The following is a 25,905-nucleotide window of genomic DNA, read 5'->3' on the forward strand; positions in this document are numbered from 1 at the left end:
TCAGTGACTTCTTCATGGCTCCATCCTCTCAAGAGTCGGAGCCTTCGGGAAAGCCGGGGCGGTTCATATCGAGCAAGCCCAGCCGCTAGCGTCGGCGTCGGGTCAACCATGTGGACTAAGGGTGCCGAGAATTGACACGGTAGCAATGATCAACGCAGCGAGCGATGCCTCGATGGTTACGGTGAGGCGGAGTGTCTGCAATGAGTGTGAACCATCGCCGGCGAGGATTTCACCCTCCAATCCGGGCACGAGACGCCAGCGATGAAGCGCAGCCAGTCCCAACATCGCAGCGAACAACGCGAGCTTGATCAGCAACAGCTTGCCGTGAACACTGTGGAACAGAGGCGCCGTGGACCAGCCCGTGAGGTCGCCGTAGTGCAGGAGGCCAGTGACCACAAGTACGCCGACGAAGAAGGTGCCGGGGCCTGAGAAGGCCTGCAGCGCATTGTGGAGCAGTTGCAGAGGGACGCTCTCGGCGGATGTGGTGCGACGAGAGATGATTATCAGAAAGGCCGCAATGGCGCCAATCCAGCCGCCTGCCGCAAGCAGGTGGCCGATGCCCGCGGTCAGTCGCAGCGTGCCAGATGCACCTTCTCCTGCGGCGGCGTGACCGTTCCACGCCAGGGTGAGCAAGGCGCCGCCGGAAAGCACGGTGACCAATGGCGAGAAGAAGGAGCGCTCTTGACGACGTGACTGCCAGCCGAGAAAGGCGATCAGCACGACAAGTAGTATGGTCCGTGCCAATGCGGCTCGACCAGCGGCGGTCTCGAACAGGTACCAGCCGAGCGATGTGCGGTCGAGCTCGATGATCGACATCCCCATGATCTCCGTCGTCTTGAAGACAACGTCTATACCGGTCAGCGTCACACCCAACACGGCGCTGACCAGAAGCGCCAAGGAAAGCGCCGACCTGGACAGGGGCAACCACGGGTCTCCGCCAGGCACTGATCGGCGCAGGCTATACCAGGCGAACAGTGGAAGACCGAAAAGCAGCATCAGGTCCAGGTACTGGACGAACCGCAGTGCATAGGCGGGTACGCTCGACAACTCGGCGGGTCCTCAGCGGACGGTAAAGCTGAAATCCCCCGTCATCGGGTGGTTGTCAGGCCCGACGGCGCGGTACTGCACGCGATAAATGCCGGCTTCCAGCGGATGATGCAGCTTGGCGCGTAGGGTCTTGCCGTCGTTGACGACCTCGATCTCCAGATGCTCGATCGGCATGGTCGAATTGCCGTGGACCATTGCCAGCTCCAGGCGCGAAGCGCGCGGCAACAGCGTCTCATTGAAAATGAGGTCGATCTGCTGCGGTGATGTCACAACTGCATTGGCCGCCGGCGCGGACTGGACCAGTGTGGCGTGCGCGTAGGCGAACGAGGCCGACAGGAGGCCGGCCGCTAGGACAATGCCGAGAGAGAAAGAGCGAATGGCGCTGGTGCGTTTCATGATGTTGCTCCGTTATGGGTTATGGAATCAGTGCGCGGAAGCTTCTCGTAGCATCCACTAGGGTTTCGCGGAGACCAGCCCAGTGCGGCGCTCGACAGCCTAGGCGCCGAGTCCCCGATGTAACTGCTCGCAGCATCGGATCTGTTACGGACCGTCGACGGAGACGACGCGCCAACGGCCCTATCCACTACAGCATCGTCCGTGGCCATCGCCAGCAAGCAGCGACTTTCCGGCGCGAACTTCGTGCGCGGGATAACCGGCTTGCTTCAGCGCCGACAACAGGGGGGCACCGCCTTGTGTGAAGTCACCGCGGACACGCATACGACGCGCACCAAGATTGATCTCCACGGTACTGACGCCAGGCAGGGCCTTGATGGCATCGGTCACTTTCCGGACGCATGAACTGCAGTTCATGCCTCGGATCTCAAGAACGATGGTGTTCATTGAGAAGCCATCTCTTCCGGTCTTGTGATGTGATCTCGAGCATCCGCAGGCCATGTCTCGGCGATGCGCTTACAGCGATCCCTGGTACGACTGGTATCGGCTAGTGCTTCCATCGGCTTGCACCAGCAGCACGTCGTAAGCCGTCTTGCGATTACCGTAGGCCGGTCCGTCCATACCCGGCGACCCCAGGGGCATGCCGGGCACGGCTAGGCCGACCCCCTTCGGCTTCTCCCTGAGGAGGCGCTGGATGTCGGCGACCGGCACATGGCCCTCGATCGCATAGCCATCGATTCTGGCCGTATGGCAGGAGCCGAGCCCTGCCGGGATGCCGAGACGCGCGCGTACGCCGGTGTTTCCCGTCTCAAAGGCGCGCACGTTGATGCCCGCTTCCTTCAGGCGTTCCATCCACAGCTTGCAGCATCCGCAGTTTGGATCTTTCCAGACTTCTGCGACGAACCCGGAAGCTGTTGCGTTCCCGGCGAAAGCCATCGACAAAAGGATCAACAAAGTCGTAAAGACGGGACGTTTAGTGCTCAGTGTTTTCATGTTGACGCTCGACTTCGTTCCGTTGGCTGAATGCAGGATTCGACGGTTGCAGGGCTACAAGCAGATCGAGGCGGAGCATAGAAGGCATCGGCTGTCCGGCGGGTGACCCGATCATTACATTCCCGTCATGTGCAGCATGGCTGCGTTCCTGAAGGAACTTCTAGGCTGAACGAAGTACGCACCGAGCAAGGCCTTCGATGTGTCCTTCAGCATCGACAATCTGCACGACAAGAAAGCCCCGTTCATCCAGAGCTACACCGACGCCAATACCGACACGATGACGTATGACCTGCTGGGTCGTCGTTAGTATGCACGCGTGGGTTACCACTGGTAAGGCCCGCTTCACCTGCCCCCGTCCTTGTGGCGGGGGACAGGTGTCGTCTTCCTGTCGAACGAGATCACTATGAAATCGGCTTTCTGGGCGCGTAAGGCCCACAAATGGATTGGCCTGATCATCGGCGTGCAAGCGCTGCTGTGGATGATCAGCGGCGTGTACATGACGGTCATTTCCCTGGACATCATCCATGGCGATCACCTGGCCCATGCCCATCAGCAACCGCTGGTGGCACCCACACACTTGTCGGGTCAGGAACTGCAGCGCCGCTACCCGGGGATGACGCAGGTCAAGCTCAAGCGCCTGCTTGAGCGGGATGTCTATGAGATCCACGCCCGCGACCAAATCTATTTGCTCGATGCCATGACCGGAGAGGTTCTCTCGCCGGGTGATGAGCAGATGGCGATCGCCTTGGCCAAGGCGATGTACCAAGGTCAGGCGCCTGTCGCCCGGGTCGAATGGGTGACCCAAGCACCACAAGAGGTTGCTACGCGGCCGGTGCCGATGTGGGCTGTGCACTACGCCGACGCAGGTGAAACTACCTTGTATTTCTCACCCTACAGCGGCGAGTTGCTGGCGCGCCGGCACAGCCTGTGGCGCTGGTTCGATTTCCTTTGGATGTTCCACATCATGGATTACGAGGCGCGCTCGGACGTCAACAACACCCTGTTGCGCGTGGCATCGGCGGTTGGACTGCTGTTCGTGCTCAGCGGCGCCTGGTTGCTGTTCTACAGCTTCCGCAGGAGGAACGCGGCATGACGCCCTGGATGAGAACGCTGCACAAATGGGTCGGTTTGATCATCGGGCTGCAACTGCTGTTGTGGATGGCCAGTGGCGTGATGATGAGTTGGCTGGATCATGACAAGGTACAAGGCCATCAGTTCCAGGCTCATGCGCATGACAGGCACGACTGGCCTGCCAACGCCCGCTCGCCCGCCAGCTTTCTGGGCGGCAACAAGCAAATCAGCCGCGTAAGTTCGGGCTGGCTATTGGACACGCCGGTCTACCAACTGGCCGACGCCCAAGGGATCGCCCTGGTCGACGCCGTTACCGGCGCGCCGATCGCGCTGGACGGCGCCTGGGCTGCACGATTGGCCCAGGCCTCCTACACCGGCACGGGTGCGTTGCAGGCCCCGCGCTTGCTGGACTGGAGTGGGGAAGTGCGCGACCACGAAGGTCAACTGTGGCGGGTGGATACCGATGACACTCAGGACACCACGGTGTATCTGTCGGCCCAAACAGGCGAGGTGCTCTACCACCGCAACAAGACGTGGCGCCTGTTCGATGTGTTCTGGATGCTCCACATCATGGATTACACGGGGCGCAAGAACTTCAACAATCCCCTAGTGGTGACCGCGGCCATCGGCGGCTTGTGGTTGGCGCTGACCGGCATCTGGCTGCTGTTCGCCAGCTTCCACTGGAACGAGTTTGTTCCGCGCCGCTGGCGGCTGGCTCGTGAGCTCTCGGTGTTTGGTCCGGATGGAACGCGGCTGCGCACGGTTCGCGCCGCGGCGGGAGACAATGTTTACGTTTCGCTGGCGCGGGAGGGGGTGCAACTGCCATCCAACTGCGGGGGAGGGCAAAGCTGCGGCCTGTGCGTGGTGCGCTTCCGCGGGATCGCGCCCAAGGCCACCGCAGCCGATCAAGCACATCTGGGCGCCAGCAAGATCAAGATGGGGTATCGATTGGCCTGTAACCTGGCCGTGGTCGAGGATACCGATGTCGAAGTGGCCGGGGGGGCGAGTCTGTGGACCGAGTACGCGGCCACGGTGGAGCAGGTCACGGCGGTGACGCCGTTCCTGCGCGAGATCGTGCTTAAACCCGACGAAGCGCCAGGACCGAAGTATCAACCCGGCGCCTACCTGCAGATACATGTACCGGATTACGAGGTGCCCGTGCACAAGCTGGTGCGTCCGGAGCACCACCATCAGGACTGGGCTGGCGTGGATCTCCCGGAGAAGCTGGTCAACCGCAAGCCGGTACGCCGAGCCTACTCGTTGGCTTTGCCGATCGATCAGGCGCAAGGCCGACTGACCCTTCTGGCGCGCTTTAGTCCCGGACGATCGGACAAGAAGCGGCATCCGCCGGGCAGGGGCTCGACCTACCTGTACACGCTCTCGCCGGGGGATCGGGTCTGTTTCAGCGGCCCGTTTGGCGACTTCGCGCTCAAGCCGCTCGGGCGAGAGAAGGTCTTCATCGGCGGCGGCGCCGGCATGGCACCCCTGCGCGCGATGATTCGCACGCTGCTGGCCGCGCAAGGCGGTGAGAGGATCCACTTCTGGTATGGCGCCCGCAGCCTCAAAGAGGCGCCGTACATCGAGGAGATGGAGCAACTGGCCCACCAGCACCCCGACTTCAGCTGGCATCTGGTGCTCTCGGACGAGGCGCAGAACGACGATGCCCTCCTGCGTGGGCTCGTTCACGAAGTCGCTCACGACCGTCTGCTCAAAGCCCATCAGGCCTTGGCCGACTGCGAGTTCTACCTGTGCGGACCGCCGGCCATGCTCAAGGCCACACGCGAGTTGCTGTCACGGTTGGGCGTGCCGGAGAGCCAGGTGGCCTACGACGACTTCAATATCTGACCGCACACTCCGCCGGCTCGGCCGGCCGACGGAGCCGCGGTGTACCGGATTCTTCTAGTGCGCTCGTCCCAGTGAGTGGACGTGCTTGAGCCTGCCTGATGAACCAGTGAGAACCTTGGTGACTACCGCGCTGGATGAGTGGTTCATATCGCATGTCTTGCCGCTGGAGGGCCTGATCCACGCCTTCCTGCGCCGACATGGGCATGAGGACAGCGAGATTCCTGATCTTCGTCAGGAGGCTTACGCATGCATAAGCGGCACTCTCCCTTTTGAGGCCGGCCATGCTTCTTCCATGGCTGGCATCATTTTATGGGTGTCCCTTCCAGACGGCTAAGCGTCTGGGCTGCGACTTGGCGTTTCATCCCGCGTTGAACGCAAGCCGCGGCTGTGTATCAGATATCCGCGTCTAGCTCCACTGACGCCGATGCTATCGATAGCAAGGCGGTTGGTGTGCCCACGACGATAACGAAGATTTTTTGGTAGTGTGAGGTGATATGGATTCAGCGGATTTTCGATCTAGGATCTACGTGCTCGATACAAACGGACCCGGGTGGGCGCGGAGTGGGATGGCGTCGCCCGGCTCTGCCGCGGCCGGCTAGGGGATCGCGGCCCACGCGTGCGGACCACTTGTGCTCAAGTTCGTTGGGCGAGCGCCACATCACGGTAGTCCTGCCGGAAGTGCGGTGGATGTCGAAGCCTTCCTGGCCAGCTGCCTCTCTTTGATCAGCGAGTAAAGTGCCGGAATCACCACCAGGGTGAGGACGGTTGACGACACCATGCCGCCCACCATCGGTGCGGCAATGCGACGCATGACCTCCGAGCCGGTGCCGGTGCTCCACATGATCGGTAATAGGCCGGCCATGATCGCGACGACGGTCATCATCTTTGGGCGCACGCGGTCGACCGCGCCCTCGATGATCGCGTCTCGCAGGTCGCGCGCATCCAGCGAGCGGCCTTCGGCCTGCCGCTGCGCGGCACGCGCCTCGAGCGCGTGGTCGAGGTAGATCAACATAATCACGCCGGTTTCCGCGGCGACGCCAGCCAGCGCGATGAAGCCCACGATCACCGCGACGCTGACGTTGTAGTCGAGCATCCACATCAGCCAGATGCCGCCGACGAGCGCGAAAGGCACCGACAGCATCACGATCAGCGACTCGGTGACGCGGCGGAAGTTGAGGTACAGCAGCAGGAAAATCAGCGCCAGGGTCACCGGGATGACGACGCGCATCTTCTCGGCGGCACGCTGCATGTACTCGTACTGCCCGCTCCAGGAGACGTAGTAGCCCGGCGGGAACTGCACCCGCTCGGCGACCGCATCCTGCGCCGCCTTCACGTAGCGGCCCAAGTCGCTTTCGCGCGTATCGACGTAGATGTAGGCGGCCAGCATCGCGTTCTCAGTGCGGATGCTCGGCGCCCCCTTCTTAACTTCGATCTGCGCCAGCTCACCCAATGGCACCTGGGCGCCGCCGGGCACCGGGACCAGCACCTGGGTGCCGATCCGGTGCGGATCGTCGCGCAGTTCGCGCGGATAGCGCACGATCGCGCTGAAGCGCTCGCGTCCCTGGAGGATGGTGGAGACCATCTCGCCGCCCAGCGCGGCTGCCACCACGTCCTGCACCTCGCCCAGTGTCACGCCGTACTGGGCCAGGCGGCCCAGGTCCGGGGTGATGTCGAGGTAGTAGGCGCCGGTCAGGCGTTCGGCGAACGCGCTGGTCGTTCCCGGCACCTCGCGCACCACCGCTTCGATCTCGGTGGCCAGGGCGTCGAGCTGCTCGAGGTCGGTGCCGAAGAGCTTGATCCCCACCGGCGTTCGGATGCCGGTGGCCAGCATGTCGGTGCGCGCCTTGATCGGCATCGTCCAGGAGTTGGCGACGCCCGGGAACTTCAGCGCCGCGTCCATCTCGGCGATGAGCTTGTCGGTGGTCATGCCGTCCCGCCATTCGTCCTCGGGCTTGAGGTTGATGACGGTCTCGAACATCTCCAGCGGCGCCGGGTCGGTGGCGGTCAGGGCACGACCGGCCTTGCCGAAGACCGACTCCACCTCCGGGAAGCTCTTGATGATCCGGTCCTGCTGCTGCAACAGCTCAGAGGCCTTGGTCACCGACATGCCAGGCAACGAAGCAGGCATGTATAGGAGCGTGCCCTCGTTGAGGGTCGGCATGAACTCACTTCCCACGCGCGATGCCGGCCACAGGCTGGCAAACAGCGCGACGAGCGCGAGGAGGATCGTCGCCACGCGGTGCCGCAGCACGATGTCGATCGCGGGCCGGTAGGCTGCGATCAGGAACCGGTTCACCGGGTTCTTGTGCTCGGGAACGATCTTGCCTCGAACGAACAGGAGCATCAGCACCGGGACTAGTGTCACAGATAGCAGCGCGCCACCGGCCATCGCGAACGTCTTGGTGAACGCCAGTGGCTTGAATAGACGTCCTTCCTGCGCCTCCAGGGCGAACACCGGAAGGAACGAGACGGTGATGATCATCAGGCTGAAGAACAGCGCGGGCCCGACCTCCCGGCAGGCGTCGATGATCAGCTGGGCCCGGCTGCGGGAGCCGTCGGAGCGTTCGATGTGCTTGTGCGCGTTTTCGATCATCACGATCGCCGCATCGACCATCACGCCGATCGAGATCGCGATGCCGCCCAGGCTCATGATGTTGGAGTTCATGCCCAGCGCACGCATGGCGATCACCGCGATCAGAACGCCGACCGGCAGCATGACGATCGCGACCAGCGCGCTGCGGGCATGGAACAGGAATACCAGGCAAACCAGTGCGACGATCAGGCTCTCCTCGAGCAGCGTCGTGCGTAGCGTCTTGATCGCGCGCACGATGAGATCGGAGCGGTCGTAGACCGCCTGGACGCTGACGCCCTCGGGGAGTCCACTCGCAAGCTGGGCGATCTTGTCCTTCACCCCCCCGATCACGGCCAAAGCGTTCTCGCCGAAGCGCGCAATGACGATCCCGCCCACAACGTCGCCTTCGCCGTCCAGGTCGGCGATGCCACGGCGCTCATCGGGTACCAGTTCGACCCGGGCGACGTCGCCGATCAGCACCGGTGCGCCCCCTTCGGCGCGCAGAACCAGGCTCTCGATATCCTCGATACCGCGCAGGTAGCCGCGGCCCCGCACCATGTACTCGGTCTCGGCCATCTCGATCACGCGGCCGCCGACGTCGCGGTTGCTCTCGGCGATCACCTCGGACACGCGTGAAATCGGGATGTTGAACTCGCGCAGCCGGACCGGATCGACGGTGATCGAGTACTGGCGCACGAAGCCGCCGACGCTGGCGACCTCGGCCACGCCGGGCGCGGTGGTGAGCTGGTAACGCAGGTACCAGTCCTGCATCGCGCGCAGCTCGTCCAGCGAGTGGCGGTCGCTCTTGAGGACGTACTGGTAGACCCAGCCAACGCCGGTGGCGTCGGGACCCAGTGCGGGGGCCACGCCGGGGGGCAGGTTCTTCGACGCGACGTTCAAGTTCTCAAGCACGCGTGAGCGTGCCCAATAGAGATCCGTCCCCTCCTCGAAGATGACGTAGATGAAGGAGGCGCCGAAGAACGAGAACCCGCGGACGTCCTTCGATCTCGGAACCGAGAGCAGCGCGCTGGTCAGCGGGTAGGTCACCTGGTCCTCGACCACCTGGGGCGCCTGCCCCGGGTACTCGGTGAACACGATCACCTGCACGTCCGACAGATCCGGCTGTGCATCCAGCGGCGTGTTCATCAGCGCATAGATGCCGCCGGCGACGATCGCCAGCGTCATTACCAGCACCAGGAAGACGTTGCGGACCGACCATTCGATGAGGCGGCCAAGCATGTCAGTGCCCCTCGTGGCTGGTAGCGGGAACCTGTGCGTCGTGGTCGTTCATCGTCTCCAGGTCGCCATGGCTGTCATGGCCGTCGGACGCGCCAGGATCGCTGGCGGCAGCCGGTGGATCTCCCGATGTCGCCGGTATGGCATGGCCTGCGTGGGGATCAGCGACCTCGTCAACATGACCTGCGTGCGGATCGACGGCGTCCTCACCGTGCCCGGCGTGTGGATCCTCAGTGGTGCCCGAAGGCGCGCCGTGTCCTGCATGACCCTCAAGCCCCTGGAGTGCCGACTGCAGGTTGCTTTCGGCGTCGATCAGGAAGTTGGCGGAGACCACGACCTGTTCGCCTTCGGCGATCCCGTCGAGCACTTCGATGCGATCGCCGCCACGGCGACCCAGGGTGACGTCGCGCGGTGCGAACCGGCCGGGGCCGGTCTCGACCAGCACCACCTGGCGCGTGCCGCTGTCGAGCACGGCCGAGCGCGGAACGGTCAGGACCGGTCCAGCACCCGGCTCCTCCAGCACCACCGTCCCGTAGAGCCCCGGCCGGAGGTCGCCGTCGGGGTTGGGCAGGGCGATGCGCACATCCACGGTGCGCGTCATCGCATCGATGACGGGCTGCACGAAGGTGACCTCGCCCTCGGCCACCTGGCCCGGCAGGGCCACGGTTTCAAAGCGTGCGGGCTGGCCGGGCTGGATGCCCGCGGCCTGCGCCGCCGGGACCTTCGCGATCACCCACACCGTCGACAGGTCCGCCAGGCGCAGGATGGTTTCGCCGGGCTCGAAGCGTGCGCCCTGGACCACCGGCTTCTCGATCACGACCCCGTCCGCGGGCGCGGTGAGCACCAGCCCCGTCTTGCCGAGTTGCGCGTCGCTGATTTCCCAGTTGCGCAGGCGGGTGCGGGCGGCATCGCGCAGGCGGATCATCGACGCCGCGCTCGCGGGATCGGACGCCGCCAGTCTGCGGGCGGTTTCGTCGGCCAGCCGGTATTCCTGCTGCGCCGCGGCCAGCTGTGGGCTGTAGACGGACAGCAGCGGCTGCCCGGCGCGGACCCGCATGCCAGTCTGGTTCGCGTACAGCAGTTCCACCCAGCCTTCGAAGCGCGGGGCGATCGCGTACTGCCGGGTCTCGTCGACCTCGACCGTGCCGCTGGTGCGCACGGTGGCGGACATGGCTCCTCGCTTGACCGCCTCGGTGCGCACGCCCAGCGCCTGCACCTTGTCCGGGGGCAGCACCACCGTACCCGGCGCCGCCGGCGGGGCGTCGTCGGCATAGACCGGGACGTAGTCCATGCCCATCGAATCCTTCTTCGGCACCGGCGACGTGTCCGCCAGGCCCATCGGATTGCGGTAATAGAGCACCTTGCGTTCCGCGGCCGCTGCCTCGGCGGACGTGGCTGCGGTGGGCGAATCGTTCGTGGCGCGGCCCGCCATCCAGCCGACGGCGAGTGCGGCGAGTGCGACGCCGATGGCGAGCGACAGGGTCTGGACACGGGTCATCGGATCTCTCCTTCGATGGCGCGCACGGCGGCGGCGCCCAACAGTTCGTCACGCAGTGCATCGACCCGTGCGAGGTCGGCGCCCTGCCATTCATTGAGTGCTTCCAGCAGCGTCCCGAAGTCGACTTCGCCGACCTGGTAGCTGGCCAGTGCGGACTGCCAGGTGGCGTCGGCCTGCGGCATCAGCGTGTTCTCGACCAGCGCGCGGCGCTCGCGTGCGCTGGTCCACTGCGACCAGGCGGCGGCGCCGCGTTCCTCGACGGCCCGCAGCGTGGCGTCCCGGCGGGCCAGCGCCGCGTCTTCGAGCAGGCGCGATTCGCGCTCGCGTTCGCGGCGTGCGCGCTGTTGGAACGGGATCTCGACCTCCAGCATCAGCTCGGTGCTTTCGATGCCGTTGCCGAGCTGCATCGCGCCCACACCCACGGTGACGTCGGGAAACCGGTTGCGACGCTCCAACGCCACGTTCGTGCGGGCGGCCTCGGCGCGGGCCTGTTGCGAACGCACTGCCGGATGCGCATCAGCGCCGTCCAGCGCCTCGGCGAGCGAGGCGCTGCGAACGAACAGTCGCGGCGCCTCATCAGGGGTCGCCAGCGGCGCGTCGGCGCGGCGGCCCAGCACCGCGTTCAACGTGGCGGCGGCCTCCTGCTTGACGGCGATGCGCTCGATCCGCTCGCGCTGGAGGCTGGTCTGCTCGACTTGGGCGCGGATCGCGTCCTGTTGTGCCGCACGACCCAGGGCGTAGCGAACGCCGGCGATTTCTTCGATCTGGCGGAGTAGTACAACACGGCGGTCGAGCACGGCGACGGCCTGGTCTGCGTGCCAGTAGCGCACGTAGGCCGCCTCGGCGTCAGCCAGCAGGTCGCGCGCCGCGGTGATCCGGTCGAGCCCGACCGCTACTGCGTCCTGACTGGCCGCGGTCCGCGCCAGGCCGCGCTTGCCCCAGAGTGGGAAGCGCTGGCGCACGGCGTAGTCGACCTCGCGGCCAGCACCCGGAGTACGCCAAGGCTTGTCCGGATCCAAGCCACGGAAGCTCACCGACGCAGACGGATCGGGCAGAGCACCTGCAGGCAGGATTCGCGCCTCGGCGGCCTGGGCTTCGAGGTCCAGTGCCCGCAGTTCGGCGTTGTGTTCGAGGACCCAGGAGCGGATCGACTCGAGGCTGTGTCCTGGAGCGGGTTCGGTGGCGGTCGCCGGCAGCGCCAGGGTCCAGAAGGCACCTGCGAGCAGGCAGGGCACCAGGTGCCGAAGCGCGTGCCTGGGGTCGAGCGGGGGACGAGGGTACAGGCGCCTGGCCTGCAAACGCTTGAACGGGGATGCCATGTCAGTGTCCTTGGGCCGACGCGACGCAGGTCGCTCGGACAACGGCGGAAGCACATGCCGTGATTCAACACGGCACGAACGCACAGCACTGCGCATGTTGGCAACCGCTTGCGCGTGCGCGGTGGACGCGCGGCCGGCGTGGACGCGCGAGCAAGGTGGTGCGATCGAGGTCTAGATCTGCAGGCTACAGAAGCGCTGTGCAGGTGGGGGGTCCGATACGCAGGCTGGTACGTCACGGTACCGCCGTGCTTGCACAGAGGATGACAGGGTTTCCAGCGAAGTGAACAACACCGGTACGGTCGACGGCGGCACCTGCGGAGATTTCAGATCCGGCGTGGTGACCCTGTCGCGCTCGCAATGTTGCTGGCAGAGGGACGGGTAGTCGGGATCGAGTGCGGTCATGCCGTCGCATCCCACCATGATCATCGGGACGGGGTCGGGTGGCGTTTGCGCTTCAATGGGGCACGCGTATGCCACCAGCACCAATTGCTGCAACAAGAGCGCCCACAGCGCCAGCCAGGCCAGCCTCGTCCGAGGGTGCCGGCGACGCAACCGGGTGATCAAGCTGATCATGATTTTCCCGTCCCGGAAGGAAGGCAACTCTCGGGTTTGATCAGCGCTCGTGGTAAGGGTGCAAAGCAAGCCATGGTGCGAGTTTATGCAAAGGTGCCTGTGAAACGCACTGATCTGGATCAAGGTCTCCGTGGGTATCCATCCAGGTGCCACTAGAATTCGTTCGAAATCTCTCTGCTTTATGGAGGTCAGGTGATCCCAGCCGGTTAAGGAGTGATAGCGACCTTGAGGACACCATCTCGCTGATGCGAAAAGACATCATAGGCAGTCTCAATGTCGTCGAGGCCGTAGCGATGAGTGACCATGGGGGTAAGGTCGACCCTGCCCGACGCAATTACGTCTATCAACCTCCTCATCCGTTCCTTTCCTCCAGGGCAAAGGGTCGTTACCAACTTGTGATCGCCCAAACCAGACGCAAACGCCCGGACGGGAATTCTGAGGTCCTCGGAGTAGACGCCCAAGCTGGAGAGGGTGCCGCCGGGGCGAAGTACCCGTAGCGCCGCCTCGAATGTCGCTTGGGTTCCCAACGCCTCAATTGAAGCGTCCACGCCACGCCCGCCAGTGAGTTTGAGTATCTCGTCTACCGGATCTGTGTCGTGGAAATTTATTGTGACATCCGCACCGAGCTTGCTCGAGATGCGCAGACGCTCACCAATTCCGTCGACTGCGATAATGGTCGTGGCGCCTTTGAGGCGTGCTCCGGCCGTAGCGCAAAGCCCTATCGGCCCCTGTGCGAAAACGGCAACGACATCGCCTATCCGAATGTTCGCACTTTCCGCTCCGCCGAATCCGGTCGACATGATGTCGGGGCACATCAAGACCTGTTCATCGGTCAGGTCGTCGGGGATCGGGCATAGATTGGTCATCGCGTCAGGGACCCGAAGAAACTCGGCCTGACTGCCGTCAATCGTGTTGCCGAACTTCCACCCGCCGATTGCTTTCCAGCCGTGTTTTGTGCCTGCGCCATCCTGGGAATGGAAGCCGCATAAGCATGCGTTGCTGTAGCCACTTGGAGTGATCGCGCCTGCGATAACACGTTGGCCTTCATGAAATCCAGATACCGAGGAACCAAGCTTCTCGATAACGCCGACTGGCTCGTGTCCTATGGTCAAACCTTTTTCGACCAGGTACTCGCCTTTAAGGATGTGCACATCCGTTCCGCAGATAGTCGTCGTGGTGATTCTGATCAGCGCATCCAGCGGGCCGATGTCTGGTATCGATTTCTCGTCCAGAATGATTCTGCCAGGCTCTACAAAGACAGCGGCTCTCATCTTCGTCATGACGCGCTCCCTATCTTGAGTTGGAACATGTGTGCTGGCAGCCGGCTGATTGGCTCCAGAAGCAAAGCCACCGGGTTCCACTTGTGTTGTTCATGGAACATGAATACCCCGCCCCCATCGATTCAATGATGGATCGAGCGGGGTATTCGACGTCTATCGCCTGGTTGTCACTGTGCTGCTGCCTCAGCTTCATGGAGCTTCGCAAGCTCCTCGTACTCCGTGGCAGTCTCTTCCTGGAGCTTGATCAGCCGGTCGCAGTGCCGCGCCATTGACTGCCCGGTGCCAACTCCTGTCTTGAACTTCTGGTGGTTGTGCCGGTAAGTGTTGCGCATCGCCTTGTGCTTCTCGGCTTCTGCCAAGGCTTCGCCGGCCAGCGTGCGGTAGTACGCGGCAATGGCCAGATGGTTCTCCGGCTTGTCCGCGATATCGTTCAGCAGCTTCACGATCGGTTCTTCCGCAGGCTGCTGCGCATGAACCGGAACGGCGATGGCGATGGCGAAGATTGCACATTACATGATGACCCACGACGCTTTGACGGACTTCATTGGAATCTCCTGATGGGCTGGGGAGAGGTATGCCCGATGCCAGCCTAGGAAAGTCCGGCTTTCATCTGAATGACTCGTTCATTACATTCATGAAATGAATTGGTCACTTTGCAAGGGCTGGTGTCCCCTGAAGAAGACGACCTAAATGCAGATGCATATCATTTGCCTAATGACCTTCGCTGCATGACGAGATGATTGCAGCATCGTAATGGCGGGGTCATGCCGTCGACAGCTTGCCGTACGTAGGGTGAAAGCAAACAAGCCGGCCGCACACGCGGATCGGTTTTTGTTGTGGGTGCGTCGCACTCACCGGTTCCCGACGGGAATCGCCGCCAACTTAATCGGAGGTTGTCATGAGGCACTATCGTCGACCATCGCTGGTGATGGCTTGTTTGCTTGGTGCGATGCTCGCTGGCTCGGCACTGGCCGATGACGACAAGCACCGGCATGGTCAGTCCGGCGCCATGGGGCAGTCGCCCGCCAGCACAAGCGCCCCCGCATCGCCCCACGCTCCGGCGGCACACGCCCCGACTCCCCAGTCCCCCGCTGCACAGAATCCGCCTGCCTCGCCCGAGGCCATGGCGGCGCACATGGAGGAGATGGCAACGATGATGCGTGAACGGGGAAGGGCCATGGAGGCCATGGGCCGACAGATGCAGGAAGGCAGCATGCAGATGCATCAGCAGGCCATGTCGATGAAGGCAGGAGACGCGTCCGCGCACAATGACATGGACATGACCGCCGCGATGCAACACATGGAACAGATGAAGACGGACATGGAGAACTGCGAGCAGCAGATGCAGCAAGTCGATTCGACCATGCAGAAGATGGATTCGAGCATGGGCGGTGGCATGGCCAAGAAGAAGATGGGCCATATGTAGGGGGCGGCCGCCGTGTCGACGAAAAGCTTCATGGGGTGGAAGCGCATCGTTGCCCCGGCCACGCTGGCGATGTCGCTGGCATATGGAACGGCCGGCGCTCAGACAGCCGCCGATCCGCACGCAGGTCATCCACCGGGCAAGACCGGCAACACGGCCGCGTCGCAGCCGGCCGCGATGGGAACGACAGCCGCGCAAGGCAGCAGTTCGATGGGCGGGATGCCGATGGGGGCCACACCGCCGGCGGACGCGCCGATGGGCGATGACGATCACGCAGAGCATCATCCTGACCCGCCCGCAAACATGGCGGCACCGCAGCCGGCCGCCGGCGACACCCCCATGCCAGGCAGCGGCTCGACGCAAGGCATGTCGATGGGTCCCGCAGCGCCGGCGGGCGCAGCGATGGGCGACGACGACCATGCCGCGCATCATCCTGACGCGGCCGGCGGCATGCCGGCTTCGCCCGGTGCGTCGATGGGCGGTTCCATGGGCGGCATGATGGACGACATGATGCGCGGCTGCCGCGGAGACGAGTGCGGTCGCGACCGGCGTCTCAACAAGCTGCTGTATCCCCAACTGATGGCGCTGCCGGATCTTCCTCCGGAGCGACGCGCCGGCGTCGAACAACTCGCCCACCATCGGATGCACGAAGGCATCCAGCAGTTGGCGACCCTGTCGTCGGAGGCGTCGCATGCGGTTCAGCGCAACGACTACGCCGGCCTGCAGGAGGCGTCCGACCGGATGCGCGTGGCCTGGGGCGAGTTCGACAGTGGTCTGTCGGCCTACCGCGCGCTGGCCGAGGGACAGGCGCCGCGCGGCATCGCGCTGGACTGGTTCCGCCGCGAAATGAATCTGACCGATCCCCTGACCACGGTCCCGGCGCACGGGGTCTTCGGCCTGTCGGGCTTTCACTATTTCACGATGGCGCTGCTGGTGGCTTTTGCGCTGCTGGGGGCATGGATGTACGTGGCACGCAACCGACGTACGAACGCGGTGCTGGCCACGCTGCGCACGGGTACGCCGGCGTCTCCGGCGGCATCCACGGCGGCTCGTGCCGGTGCGACGCCCGCCGCCGCGGTACCGGCGCCTCCGGTGGCCTCGCCCGAAAGCGTTCCGCAGGCGCGCACGCCTCCGTCCACCACGGGCAATTGGGTCGGCAAGCTGCGGGTCGCCCGCATCTTCCAGGAGACTGCCCAGGTCAAGACATTCCGCCTGGCGCCCGTTGACGGGACAGGTGCCCTGCCTTTCGAGTTCGAGCCGGGCCAGTTCCTGACGCTCTCCGTGCCCGCGGGCGGGAAACAGGTCAAGCGTTCGTATTCGATCGCCTCGTCACCGTGCTGCCACGGCTGGTGCGACCTGACCGTCAAGCACGAAAGCGGCGGCATCGTGTCCGGATACCTCCACGAACACGTCCAGGAAGGCGATCTGCTCGATGCGTCCGGCCCGTACGGCCGCTTCACCTTCCGCGGCGTCGAGTCCGACAGCGTCGTGCTCCTGGGGGGCGGCGTCGGCATCACGCCGTTGATGAGCTCGATCCGCTACCTGACCGACCAGAGCTGGAACGGCCGGATCGACCTGGTCTACGCCTGCAAGGACCTGGAGAACGTGATCTTCCGCGACGAGCTGAACCAGCTTGCCCGTCGGCATCCGAACCTCCACGTGTCCATCGTATTGAGCGACGAGTCTTCGGAGGCGTGGACCGGCCCGCGTGGGTTCATCACCGCCGAATTACTGGGGCAGATCCCGGAGATCCGCTCGCGTCGCATCCACCTGTGCGGTCCGCCGGTGATGATGGACGCGGTGCGCGGCGAGTTGGGCAAGCTGGGCATCGATCCGGCGTCGATACACTCCGAGCTGTTCCTGAGCCCGCCCAAGCCGGCGACGCCCGAACCGGGCCAAGCCGGCGACACCGCTGCGGCCGTGACATGCAGCTTCGAGCGATCCGGGAAAAGGGCGCCGCTGATCGCCGGCCAGACCGTCCTCGAGGCCGCCGAAGAAGTCGGCGTCCCGATCGAGTACGCGTGCCGGCAGGGCTACTGCGGCATCTGCAAGGTGAAACTGCTCTCGGGCGAGGTCACCATGGCGGTGGACGACAGCCTGACCCCGCTCGACCGCTCGTCGGGGATGATCCTGGCCTGCCAGGCGAAAGCGTCGGCCGACATCTCGGTGGATGCCTAGATGGGCAGGCACGATCGCATCGCCGCGACGATCATCGTGTCGATGCTGGCGGTGCTGTGGCTGGGCTTCCTGGTGCACCGCGCTCCGTTCTTCGCCGGCAGCCTGTGGGGTGGCGTGTTCGGCGTCGTGGGCGCCGCGTTCATGCTGGTGCCGCTCGTCTATACCGTGGTCAAGCGCAGCGCCACGCTGCGCCGCGCATTCACCCGCAAGCACAGCTTCGCCACATTGCTGCAGGCGCACGTGTATTTCGGCCTGATCGGCGCTCTGCTGGCCATCATCCATAGCGGGCACAAGTTCCAGAGCGTGCTCGGGATCGCGCTGACGGCGTCGATGCTCCTGAGCGTGCTCACCGGGTTCATCGGCCAGCATTACCTGCGCTACGTCGCCGAGAACATCCGCGAGAAGAAGACGCAGCTCGACGGCCTGTGGCGCCTCCTGGATGGGGCGTACTGGGCCTACGCGCAGGCGCCGGCAGGCGGCGGCGCCGGCACGGCCGAGGCCGGCGCCGAACTGCTGCCGCTGGCGTCCGCCGCCGGCGACCTGCAGTACTCGATCCAGTTCCAGGAGCGGGTGCGCAAGCTGTTCACCGGCTGGCTGTCGGCGCACATCGCGTTCTCGATCGTCTTCTATCTCCTGCTGGCGCTGCACATCTGGGCCGGCATCTACTTCGGGCTGCGCTGGTTCAGATGAGTCGAAAGGGAACGATCATCGCCGCGCTGCTCGCGGTGCTGGCACCGGTGGCAGCGCTCGCGCTGTGGAAGGCTGTGCCGCAGACGCAGCACGCCGCGACGTGGCAGAGCATGGCCTCGCCTGGCCCGCTGTCCAGCGCGCATGCGTTCCTGCAGGAGGATTGCGCGGCGTGCCACACGCCGGTCAAGGGCGTGCAGGATGCGACCTGCGTTGCCTGCCATGCCAACGAAACCCTCCTCCTGCAGCGGCAACCCACTGCGTTCCATGCCAACATCGCCGAGACGAGCAATTGCGTGGCCTGCCACAAGGAGCATGACGCCGGCCACAGCCTGCGGGGCATGGACCATGCGGCGTTGACCGACATCATCGTGCGATGGCTCGATCGTGCTCCAGAGGGCCACGAGGGCGCGCTGCTGCTCGCGCACCTGAAGGCGCACCGACCGGAGGCACTGGCGGGCAACCTCTCGCTCGCCAACGGCATGACCTACAAGGAGACGCTGCTGGACTGCGCGAGCTGCCACAAGACCACGGACCCTCACGTCCAGGTGTTCGGGAACGATTGCGCGACATGCCACGGCACCGGCACGTGGTCGATCGCCGAGTTCAGGCATCCATTGCCCAGTTCCACCGAGTGCGGTCAGTGCCATCTCGCGCCCCTGAGCCACTACAAGGAGCACTTCGCGATGATGTCCAAGCCGATCGCAGGCGTCAGGAACGCGGAGCCCGAGCAGTGCTATCTCTGCCACCAGACCACGTCCTGGAACGACATCCGGGGAGTGGGCATCTACGACCATCATTGACCGGACACGCCGGTGAGCGCCGACCTGCCACATGCTGCGATCGGGGTCGTGGTGGCCGGATTCGAGTTGTTCGGCGTCGGCGTCATCACGCTGGGAAGCCTGTTGGCGTGTGGCCGATTCGCCTTCGTTCACACGGCAGGCGGTCTGACGGCGCGATATCACGCCCTGCGGCAGGAACTCGGCGGCGCGATCGTGCTGGGCCTGGAGTTCCTCGTGGCCGCGGACATCATCCGCACCGTCACCATCGATCCCTCGCTGCAGGGCGTGGCGATCCTTGCGCTGATCGTGCTGATCCGCACCTTCCTGAGCGTTGCCCTGCAAATCGAGATCGAACGAGGGTGGCCGTGGCGGCGCAGTCAACCGGCACCGCCCGACCACCCGAACGCGTCCGGCTGAGCGAACGGGGCCACGCGCTCAAGGTACAGCCTCGTGCGACGACCGCGCTGGCGAGCGCCCGCTTGCCGCTTCCAGCCGCTCAACGAGACTTGAACGACGCCGCCAAGCGATTCATCACAGATCGACGCCGACCGCCTGGTAGCCCGACTTGGTCAGGGCGGCCTCGACGATCTCACGCGGTTGCTCGGAGACGACCTGCACCCGTCGAGCGGGAACATCGGCCTGGACCCGCGCCTGCGGGTCGACGGACTGGATGGCGCGCGTCACGCCTCGGACGCAGCCGCCGCACGTCATGTTCTGGATGTGGAACGTGTGCATGGGGCACCTCCTATGGTTTGTATGCGGTTAGCATGGGCCTTGCCATCGTTGGAAGGTCAAGGGCTTTCGCGGGCCATGCAGGTGTTGACCTTCCCACCGTGGGAAGCCGCAGACTTGTTTCCTGACCCATTGCACCGGCGAGATGAACACCATGGATTCCGTTGCCCCAAGCGCCTCCCTGCGAACGGACCCTGTGCGGAAGACCGAACTGGCCATCGAGGGCATGACCTGCGCGTCCTGTGTCGGACGGGTGGAGCGCGCCTTGCGCGCCGTCCCCGGCGTGATGGCGGCGCGCGTCAATCTGGCGACGGAGCGCGCAGTCGTGGAAGGCGGCGCGGACTCCCGTCTGCTGATCCAGGCCATCGACGACGCAGGGTATGCGGCACGGCCGATCGACCGGGCGGCCTTGCGCGAGGCCGACGATGCAGCCCGCAAGGAGGCCGAGCAGGCGGCACTGAAACGCGCGGTGGTCGTGTCCACTGCGCTGACCTTGCCGGTCGTCGCGCTGGAGATGGGGGCGCACCTGGTGCCCGGCCTGCATCACCTGATCGTGCACACCATCGGCATGCAGTGGAACTGGATCATCCAGTTCGCGCTGACGACGCTGGTGATCCTCGGGCCAGGCCGGCGCTTCTATCAGCAGGGGTTCCCCGCGCTGTTGCGCCTGGCGCCGGACATGAACTCGCTGGTGGCGGTCGGCACCTTGGCCGCTTACGCCTACTCGCTGGTCGCGACCTTCACGCCCGCGCTGTTGCCCGCGCAGGCGGTCAACGTCTATTACGAGGCGGCGGCCGTCATCGTCACCCTGATTCTCATCGGCCGGTTCCTGGAAGCGCGGGCCAGAGGACGCGCCTCCCAGGCGATCCAGCGGCTGGTCGGGTTGCAGGCGCGGACCGCGCGCGTGCGCCGTGGCGAGGGGACGGCCGAGATCGCCCTCGTCGAGGTGGGGCCGGGGGATATCGTCGAAGTGCGGCCCGGCGAACGTGTGCCGGTCGACGGCGAGGTGATCGAGGGCGACAGCTACGTCGATGAGTCCATGATCACGGGCGAGCCGGTGCCGGTGGCGAAGACCGCCGGCAGCGGGGTGGTCGGCGGCACGGTCAACCAGAACGGCGCGCTGGCGTTCCGCGCGACCGCGGTGGGCGAGTCCACGGTGCTCTCGCGGATCATCCGCATGGTCGAGGACGCGCAGGGCTCCAAGCTGCCCATCCAGGCCCTGGTCGACCAGGTGACGTCGTGGTTCGTCCCGGTCGTGATCGGCTTGGCGCTGCTGACGTTCCTCGTCTGGCTCGCCTTCGGCCCGTCGCCGGCGCTGACGTTCGCGCTGGTCAACGCCGTCGCCGTGCTGATCATCGCCTGTCCCTGCGCGATGGGGCTGGCCACGCCCACCTCGATCATGGTCGGCACCGGGCGCGGCGCGGAAATGGGCGTGTTGTTCCGCAAGGGCGAAGCCTTGCAGTTGCTCAGGGACGCGCAGGTCGTCGCGCTGGACAAGACCGGCACGCTGACCGAAGGCCGGCCGGTGCTCACCGATCTGGAACCCGCCGAGGGCTTCGATCGCGCGCAGGTGCTGGCGCGGATCGCGGCCGTCGAGGCGAAGTCGGAACACCCGCTCGGCCGCGCCATCGTGGAGGCCGCCCACGCCGAAGGCCTGGTCTTGCCGGCGGTCGCCGGCTTCAGGTCAGAGACCGGGTTCGGCGTCGAGGCCGTGGTGGACGGCGTGAGTGTCCGGATCGGCGCCGATCGTTACCTGCAGCGGCTGGGCCTGGATGTGGCCGCCTTCGCCGGCATCGCGCAGCGACTGGGCGACGAGGGCAAATCGCCGCTCTACGCCGCGATCGACGGCAAGCTCGCGGCCGTGATCGCGGTGGCCGATCCGATCAAGGACACCACCCCCGAGGCCATCGCCGCGCTCCACGCGCTGGGCCTCAAGGTGGCCATGATCAGCGGCGACAACCGGCGCACGGCCGAGGCCATCGCCCGCCGGCTCGGCATCGACGAGGTGGTCGCCGAGGTGCTGCCGGAGGGCAAGGTGGAGTCGGTGCGCCGGCTCAGGGCCGTGCATGGCCATCTGGTGTTCGTGGGCGACGGCATCAACGACGCGCCGGCCCTGGCCGAGGCCGAGGTGGGCATCGCCATCGGCACGGGCACCGACATCGCGATCGAGGCGGCCGACGTGGTGCTGATGTCGGGCAGCCTCATGGGCGTGCCGAGCGCCATCGCCCTGTCGAAGGGGACGATCCGCAACATCCGGCAGAATCTGTTCTGGGCGTTCGCCTACAACGCGGCCCTGATCCCGGTCGCCGCCGGCGTGCTGTATCCGGCCTACGGCGTCCTGCTCTCGCCGGTCTTCGCGGCAGGCGCCATGGCGCTGTCGAGCGTCTTCGTCCTCGGCAACGCCCTCAGGCTGCGGCGGTTTCGCCCGCCCGTGGCGTTCGCGGCGGCTGGCCGGCCGCCGGCTTCGCGAGATGCTGCCGCTTCGGCGGGCTTCGGTACGGCACGGTTGGGGCCGAGAGGAGAATGACGTGAACATCGGCGACGCGGCGAAGGCCTCGGGTGTATCGGCCAAGATGATCCGCTACTACGAGCAGATCGGCTTGATCCCACCGGCTGGCCGCACACACGCCGGCTACCGGGATTACACCGACAAGGACGTCCACGTGCTGCGCTTCGTCCGGCGCGCGCGGGATCTGGGATTTTCCGTCGCCGAGATCGATGGCCTGCTGCAGCTCTGGCGCAATCACCGCCGGCGCAGCGCCGACGTCAAGCGCATCGCCCTGGACCACATCGAGGATCTGCAGCGGCGGATCGCCGACATGCAGGAGATGGCCGCGACGCTCCAGCACCTGGCGACGTGCTGCTCGGGGGATGATCGCCCCGATTGCCCGATCCTGGCCGATCTCGAACTGCCGTCCGCGACGACGGAAGCACCCAAACGCCGACGCGGCGCGGTCGACGACCTTGGGGTCCGCAAGCGCAAGACCCGGCGAGGGCAAGGCGCCGCCACGCAGGCATCGAGGCCCTCCGGCGCGTGGGAATGACGATGAGATGACGGGAATGTAATGGACGGGTCATCCCGCCGAAAGTGACCCCCTACTAGGCTGGTCACCATGACGCGAGTACCACGCCCTTGCGTTCAATCCCGACCGTTGCATGGGTCCTGTGCTCCGCATCCGGCAGGAATTCCGTCCACCGTCGCGACGCGCATGCTGAACCGCGTTCCCCACCGCGCTGGCGCCTTCTCAGGTGCGCGTGTCCGGCACCCGGATCGTGGCGATGGGCCGGACGGGCGCGATGTCAGCCCCTACCGATCATAGGAGATCATGCATGCGATCCAGACCTTCAGGCACGAGCGCCGCCGAGCAGATGTTGCTGTCTCGACGGCAGTTCGTTCAGGGATTGGCAGCGGGCGGCGCCGTGCTGGGCCTGGGGCTTTGGCCGAAGCAGAGCTGGGCGCTGCGCTCTCCGGGCCAGCTCGAAGTGCTGTCGGGCACGCAGTTCGACCTGAGCGTAGGCGAGACGCTGGTCAACTACACGGGCAAGACGCGGCCTGCCATCACCGTCAACGGCTCGGTGCCTGCACCGATCCTGCGCTGGAAGGAAGGCACTCGGGTGCAGCTGCGGGTCCGCAACGACCTGCCCCCAGGCTCGATCCACGGCGACTCCACGTCGATCCACTGGCACGGCATCCTGCTGCCGGCCAACATGGACGGCGTGCCGGGCCTGAGCTTCGACGGCATCAATCGTGGCGAGAGCTACCTGTACGAGTTCGACGTCCGCCAGGCCGGAACCTATTGGTACCACAGCCATTCGGGATTCCAGGAACAGGGCGGCATGTACGGGCCGCTGATCATCGACCCCATCGAGCCGCCTCCGTTCTCCTACGACCGCGACTACGTGGTCTTCCTGTCCGATTGGACCGACATGGATCCGGCCCGCCTGTTCGCCCGGCTGAAGAAGCTGTCGGAGTACGACAACTATTACCAGCGCACGGTGGGAGACTTCTTCCGTGACGTGCGCCGGGACGGCTTGAGCGCGACGCTGAGCGACCGTACGGCATGGGGGCGCATGCGCATGACGCCGACCGACCTGTCCGACGTCAACGCGCACACCTACACCTACCTGATGAACGGCACCACGTCGCTGGGAAACTGGACGGGATTGTTCCGCAGCGGGGAAAAGATCCGCCTGCGCTTCATCAACGGCTCGGCGATGACCTACTTCGACGTCCGCATCCCGGGCCTGAAGATGACGGTGGTCGAGGTCGATGGCCAGTACGTCCATCCGCTGACGGTGGACGAGATCCGCATCGCCACGGCCGAGACCTTCGACGTGATCGTCGAGCCTGCCGGGCAGGACGCCTTTACGATCTTCGCCCAGGACTCCGCGCGCACCGGCCACGTCAGCGGCACGCTCGCGGTCCGCGAGGGCTTGCGTGCCCCGGTGCCGGCGGTGGACCCGCGGCCGCTGCTGACCATGGCCGACATGGGGCATGGCGGCCACGGCGCCCATTCTGGGCTGGCAGTTCCCTCGGCTGATCCACATGCCGGGCATGGCGCCGTGCCGGCGCCGGACCCGCACGCCGGCCACGGGGCTCCAGCCGCACAAGGCGCGCACGCCGGGCATGGAAGCGGCAGCATGCAGACGCATCCGGCTAGTGAAACGGGCAATCCCCTGGTGGACATGCAGACCATGACGCCAGAGCCGCGACTGTCCGATCCGGGCATCGGCCTGCGCGGCAACGGTCGCACCGTGGCGACGTACGCCGACCTGAAGAGCCTGTTCGAGGACCCCGACGGCCGCGAGCCGGGGCGCACGGTGGAGCTGCACCTGACCGGCCACATGGAGCGTTTCGCCTGGTCGTTCGACGGGATCAAGTTCGCCGACGCCGCGCCGCTGCGCCTCAACTACGGCGAGCGCATGCGCATCGTGCTGGTGAACGACACCATGATGTCGCATCCGATCCATCTGCATGGCGTGTGGAGCGACCTGGAGGACGAACAGGGCAACTTCCATTTGCGCAAGCACACCGTGGACATGCCGCCGGGCACGAAGCGCAGCTACCGGGTGCGCGCCGACGCGCTCGGTCGCTGGGCCTACCACTGCCATCTCTTCTTCCACATGGAGTCTGGAATGTTCCGGGAAGTGAGGATCGAAGAATGATGCGCGCAAGGAAATCGATGCAGTGGATTGCGCTGGCCGCAGCGTTGTCGCTCCCTCCCGTTGCGGCCTCCGCGCAGCATGCCGGGCATGGCCAGCCGGTCACGTCGAGTTCGACGGCGGACCCGCAGGAAGAGCCCGCGACGGCGCCCCAGCCTCCCGATGCCGGAACGGACCACTCGCAGATGGATCATGGACAGCATGATCGCCCGCAGGTCGACCATTCCCAGATGGATCATTCGCAGCATGATCGCCCGCAGGTCGACCATTCCCAGATGGATCATTCGCAGCATGATCGTCCGCAGGTCGACCACTCGCAGATGGATCATTCCCGGATGGAGACGCTCGACTCGCCACGCGAACCCATCCCCTCCGTCACGGATGCCGATCGCCTGGCGGCATTCCCGCCGCTGAAGGACTACCACAAGCACGGAACCAGCCTGAACTCGTTCTGGCTCATGGATCAGTTGGAAGGGGCGAACACGGATGAAGGCAGGGAGATCGCCTGGGAGGGAATCGGCTGGGTCGGGAGCGACATCAACCGCCTCTGGCTGAGGACCAAGGGGCACGCCCTGGATGAGAGCCTGCAGCGTGCGCGGGTCGAGGTGATGTACGGACGCGCGATCCATCCCTGGTGGGATGTCGTGGTGGGCGTGCGCCGGGATTTCGGTGACTTCGGCGGGGGCGGAACGCCGCGCAACTGGGCCGCGTTCGGCGTCCAGGGACTGGCGCCCTACAAGTTCGAGGTGTCGGCAACGGGTTACGTCGGAGAAGGCGGCAAGACGGCGGCGATCGTCGAGGCCGAGTACGAAATGCTGTTCACCAACCGGCTGATCGCTAGTTGGGGCGTCGAAGCCAACTGGTTCGGGCAGTCCGATCCGGAAGAGGTCATCGGGTCGGGTTTGAGTACCGTGGAGGCGGGTGTTCGTTTGCGGTACGAGATCACGCGGCAATTTGCGCCCTATATCGGGTTCGAACGCGAATGGAGTTTCGGCGAGACGTCGGACCTGCGCGGGCTCAGCAGCCACTCCCGAACCGACAACCGCTGGGTGGTCGGCCTGCGCTTCTGGTTCTGATGTAGATTGCCTTTGGGGTTGGGGAGATGGCGGGGTG

The 25,905-nt window shown here is 65.3% G+C and carries 22 protein-coding genes; 11 read left to right on the top strand and 11 right to left on the bottom strand.

Annotated elements, in window-relative coordinates; all coding sequences use genetic code 11:
• Positions 1–102: 102 nt before the first annotated feature.
• The 4 genes from copD to KF823_08835 form a co-directional block, all read right to left on the bottom strand.
• Positions 103–1,047 carry a copper homeostasis membrane protein CopD gene (gene copD / locus KF823_08820; GenBank protein MBX3726008.1) on the bottom strand — a complete coding sequence of 315 codons (945 nt, stop codon included), beginning with the start codon at positions 1,045–1,047 and terminating at the stop codon, positions 103–105.
• 12 nt (positions 1,048–1,059) lie between these two features.
• The gene (gene copC, locus KF823_08825; GenBank protein MBX3726009.1) at positions 1,060–1,443 is read right to left on the bottom strand and encodes a copper homeostasis periplasmic binding protein CopC; all 384 of its coding nucleotides are present in this window, start codon (positions 1,441–1,443) and stop codon (positions 1,060–1,062) included.
• A 180-nt stretch (positions 1,444–1,623) separates the two neighbouring features.
• Complete coding sequence (locus KF823_08830; protein ID MBX3726010.1) at positions 1,624–1,887, bottom strand: heavy-metal-associated domain-containing protein; 264 nt, start codon at positions 1,885–1,887, stop codon at positions 1,624–1,626.
• A gap of 69 nt (positions 1,888–1,956) precedes the next feature.
• Positions 1,957–2,433 carry a DUF411 domain-containing protein gene (locus KF823_08835; GenBank protein ID MBX3726011.1) on the bottom strand — a complete coding sequence of 159 codons (477 nt, stop codon included), beginning with the start codon at positions 2,431–2,433 and terminating at the stop codon, positions 1,957–1,959.
• A gap of 403 nt (positions 2,434–2,836) precedes the next feature.
• Here KF823_08835 and KF823_08840 point away from each other — a divergent pair, with 403 nt between their 5' ends.
• Positions 2,837–3,526 (top strand): PepSY domain-containing protein, encoded by a 690-nt coding sequence (locus KF823_08840; protein MBX3726012.1) that lies wholly within the window; start codon positions 2,837–2,839, stop codon positions 3,524–3,526.
• Positions 3,527–3,534: 8 nt separating this feature from the next.
• On the top strand, positions 3,535–5,349 hold the full coding sequence (locus KF823_08845; protein MBX3726013.1) for a 2Fe-2S iron-sulfur cluster binding domain-containing protein: 1,815 nt from the start codon (positions 3,535–3,537) through the stop codon (positions 5,347–5,349).
• 658 nt (positions 5,350–6,007) lie between these two features.
• Here KF823_08845 and KF823_08850 read toward each other — a convergent pair.
• The 6 genes from KF823_08850 to KF823_08875 form a co-directional block, all read right to left on the bottom strand.
• Positions 6,008–9,160: an efflux RND transporter permease subunit gene (locus KF823_08850; GenBank protein ID MBX3726014.1), complete on the bottom strand. Its 3,153-nt coding sequence runs from the start codon at positions 9,158–9,160 to the stop codon at positions 6,008–6,010.
• A gap of 1 nt (position 9,161) precedes the next feature.
• Positions 9,162–10,655 carry an efflux RND transporter periplasmic adaptor subunit gene (locus KF823_08855; GenBank protein MBX3726015.1) on the bottom strand — a complete coding sequence of 498 codons (1,494 nt, stop codon included), beginning with the start codon at positions 10,653–10,655 and terminating at the stop codon, positions 9,162–9,164.
• Positions 10,652–11,881 (bottom strand): TolC family protein, encoded by a 1,230-nt coding sequence (locus tag KF823_08860; GenBank protein ID MBX3726016.1) that lies wholly within the window; start codon positions 11,879–11,881, stop codon positions 10,652–10,654. Before KF823_08860 ends, KF823_08855 begins: the two co-directional genes overlap by 4 nt.
• A gap of 264 nt (positions 11,882–12,145) precedes the next feature.
• Entirely contained in the window at positions 12,146–12,547 is a 402-nt protein-coding gene (locus tag KF823_08865) for a hypothetical protein (GenBank protein MBX3726017.1), read from the bottom strand.
• 206 nt (positions 12,548–12,753) lie between these two features.
• Positions 12,754–13,827, bottom strand: coding sequence for an NAD(P)-dependent alcohol dehydrogenase (locus KF823_08870; GenBank protein MBX3726018.1), 1,074 nt, complete (start codon positions 13,825–13,827; stop codon positions 12,754–12,756).
• Between the two features lie 167 nt (positions 13,828–13,994).
• Positions 13,995–14,270 (bottom strand): hypothetical protein, encoded by a 276-nt coding sequence (locus KF823_08875; GenBank protein ID MBX3726019.1) that lies wholly within the window; start codon positions 14,268–14,270, stop codon positions 13,995–13,997.
• A gap of 455 nt (positions 14,271–14,725) precedes the next feature.
• Between KF823_08875 and KF823_08880 the strand changes: the two genes are divergently transcribed.
• From KF823_08880 to KF823_08900, 5 genes are read left to right on the top strand one after another with little or no spacing between them, the layout of a single operon-like run.
• Positions 14,726–15,253 (top strand): hypothetical protein, encoded by a 528-nt coding sequence (locus tag KF823_08880; protein MBX3726020.1) that lies wholly within the window; start codon positions 14,726–14,728, stop codon positions 15,251–15,253.
• A gap of 12 nt (positions 15,254–15,265) precedes the next feature.
• Entirely contained in the window at positions 15,266–17,428 is a 2,163-nt protein-coding gene (locus tag KF823_08885) for a 2Fe-2S iron-sulfur cluster binding domain-containing protein (protein ID MBX3726021.1), read from the top strand.
• Positions 17,429–18,118, top strand: a complete 690-nt coding sequence (locus KF823_08890) for a hypothetical protein (GenBank protein MBX3726022.1) — start codon at positions 17,429–17,431, stop codon at positions 18,116–18,118.
• Positions 18,115–18,918, top strand: a complete 804-nt coding sequence (locus KF823_08895) for a cytochrome C (GenBank protein MBX3726023.1) — start codon at positions 18,115–18,117, stop codon at positions 18,916–18,918. Before KF823_08890 ends, KF823_08895 begins: the two co-directional genes overlap by 4 nt.
• 12 nt (positions 18,919–18,930) lie before the next feature.
• Positions 18,931–19,314: a DUF1622 domain-containing protein gene (locus KF823_08900; protein MBX3726024.1), complete on the top strand. Its 384-nt coding sequence runs from the start codon at positions 18,931–18,933 to the stop codon at positions 19,312–19,314.
• 114 nt (positions 19,315–19,428) lie between these two features.
• Here the strand turns inward: KF823_08900 and KF823_08905 are convergent, their stop codons facing one another.
• The gene (locus KF823_08905) at positions 19,429–19,632 is read right to left on the bottom strand and encodes a heavy-metal-associated domain-containing protein (protein MBX3726025.1); all 204 of its coding nucleotides are present in this window, start codon (positions 19,630–19,632) and stop codon (positions 19,429–19,431) included.
• Between the two features lie 151 nt (positions 19,633–19,783).
• On the opposite strand from KF823_08905, the gene KF823_08910 reads away from it, so the two are divergent.
• The 4 genes from KF823_08910 to KF823_08925 all read left to right on the top strand — a co-directional run bounded on the left by KF823_08910 (position 19,784) and on the right by KF823_08925 (position 25,868).
• Positions 19,784–22,156 (top strand): copper-translocating P-type ATPase, encoded by a 2,373-nt coding sequence (locus KF823_08910; protein MBX3726026.1) that lies wholly within the window; start codon positions 19,784–19,786, stop codon positions 22,154–22,156.
• A gap of 1 nt (position 22,157) precedes the next feature.
• A complete protein-coding gene (gene cueR, locus KF823_08915; protein MBX3726027.1) occupies positions 22,158–22,673 on the top strand; it encodes a Cu(I)-responsive transcriptional regulator in 516 nt (171 codons plus the stop codon).
• A gap of 325 nt (positions 22,674–22,998) precedes the next feature.
• Entirely contained in the window at positions 22,999–24,795 is a 1,797-nt protein-coding gene (locus tag KF823_08920) for a copper resistance system multicopper oxidase (protein MBX3726028.1), read from the top strand.
• On the top strand, positions 24,792–25,868 hold the full coding sequence (locus KF823_08925; protein MBX3726029.1) for a copper resistance protein B: 1,077 nt from the start codon (positions 24,792–24,794) through the stop codon (positions 25,866–25,868). Before KF823_08920 ends, KF823_08925 begins: the two co-directional genes overlap by 4 nt.
• Positions 25,869–25,905: the final 37 nt, after the last annotated feature.

The sequence above is a fragment of the Lysobacterales bacterium genome (genome assembly GCA_019634735.1).
Classification (GTDB): domain Bacteria; phylum Pseudomonadota; class Gammaproteobacteria; order Xanthomonadales; family UBA2363; genus Pseudofulvimonas.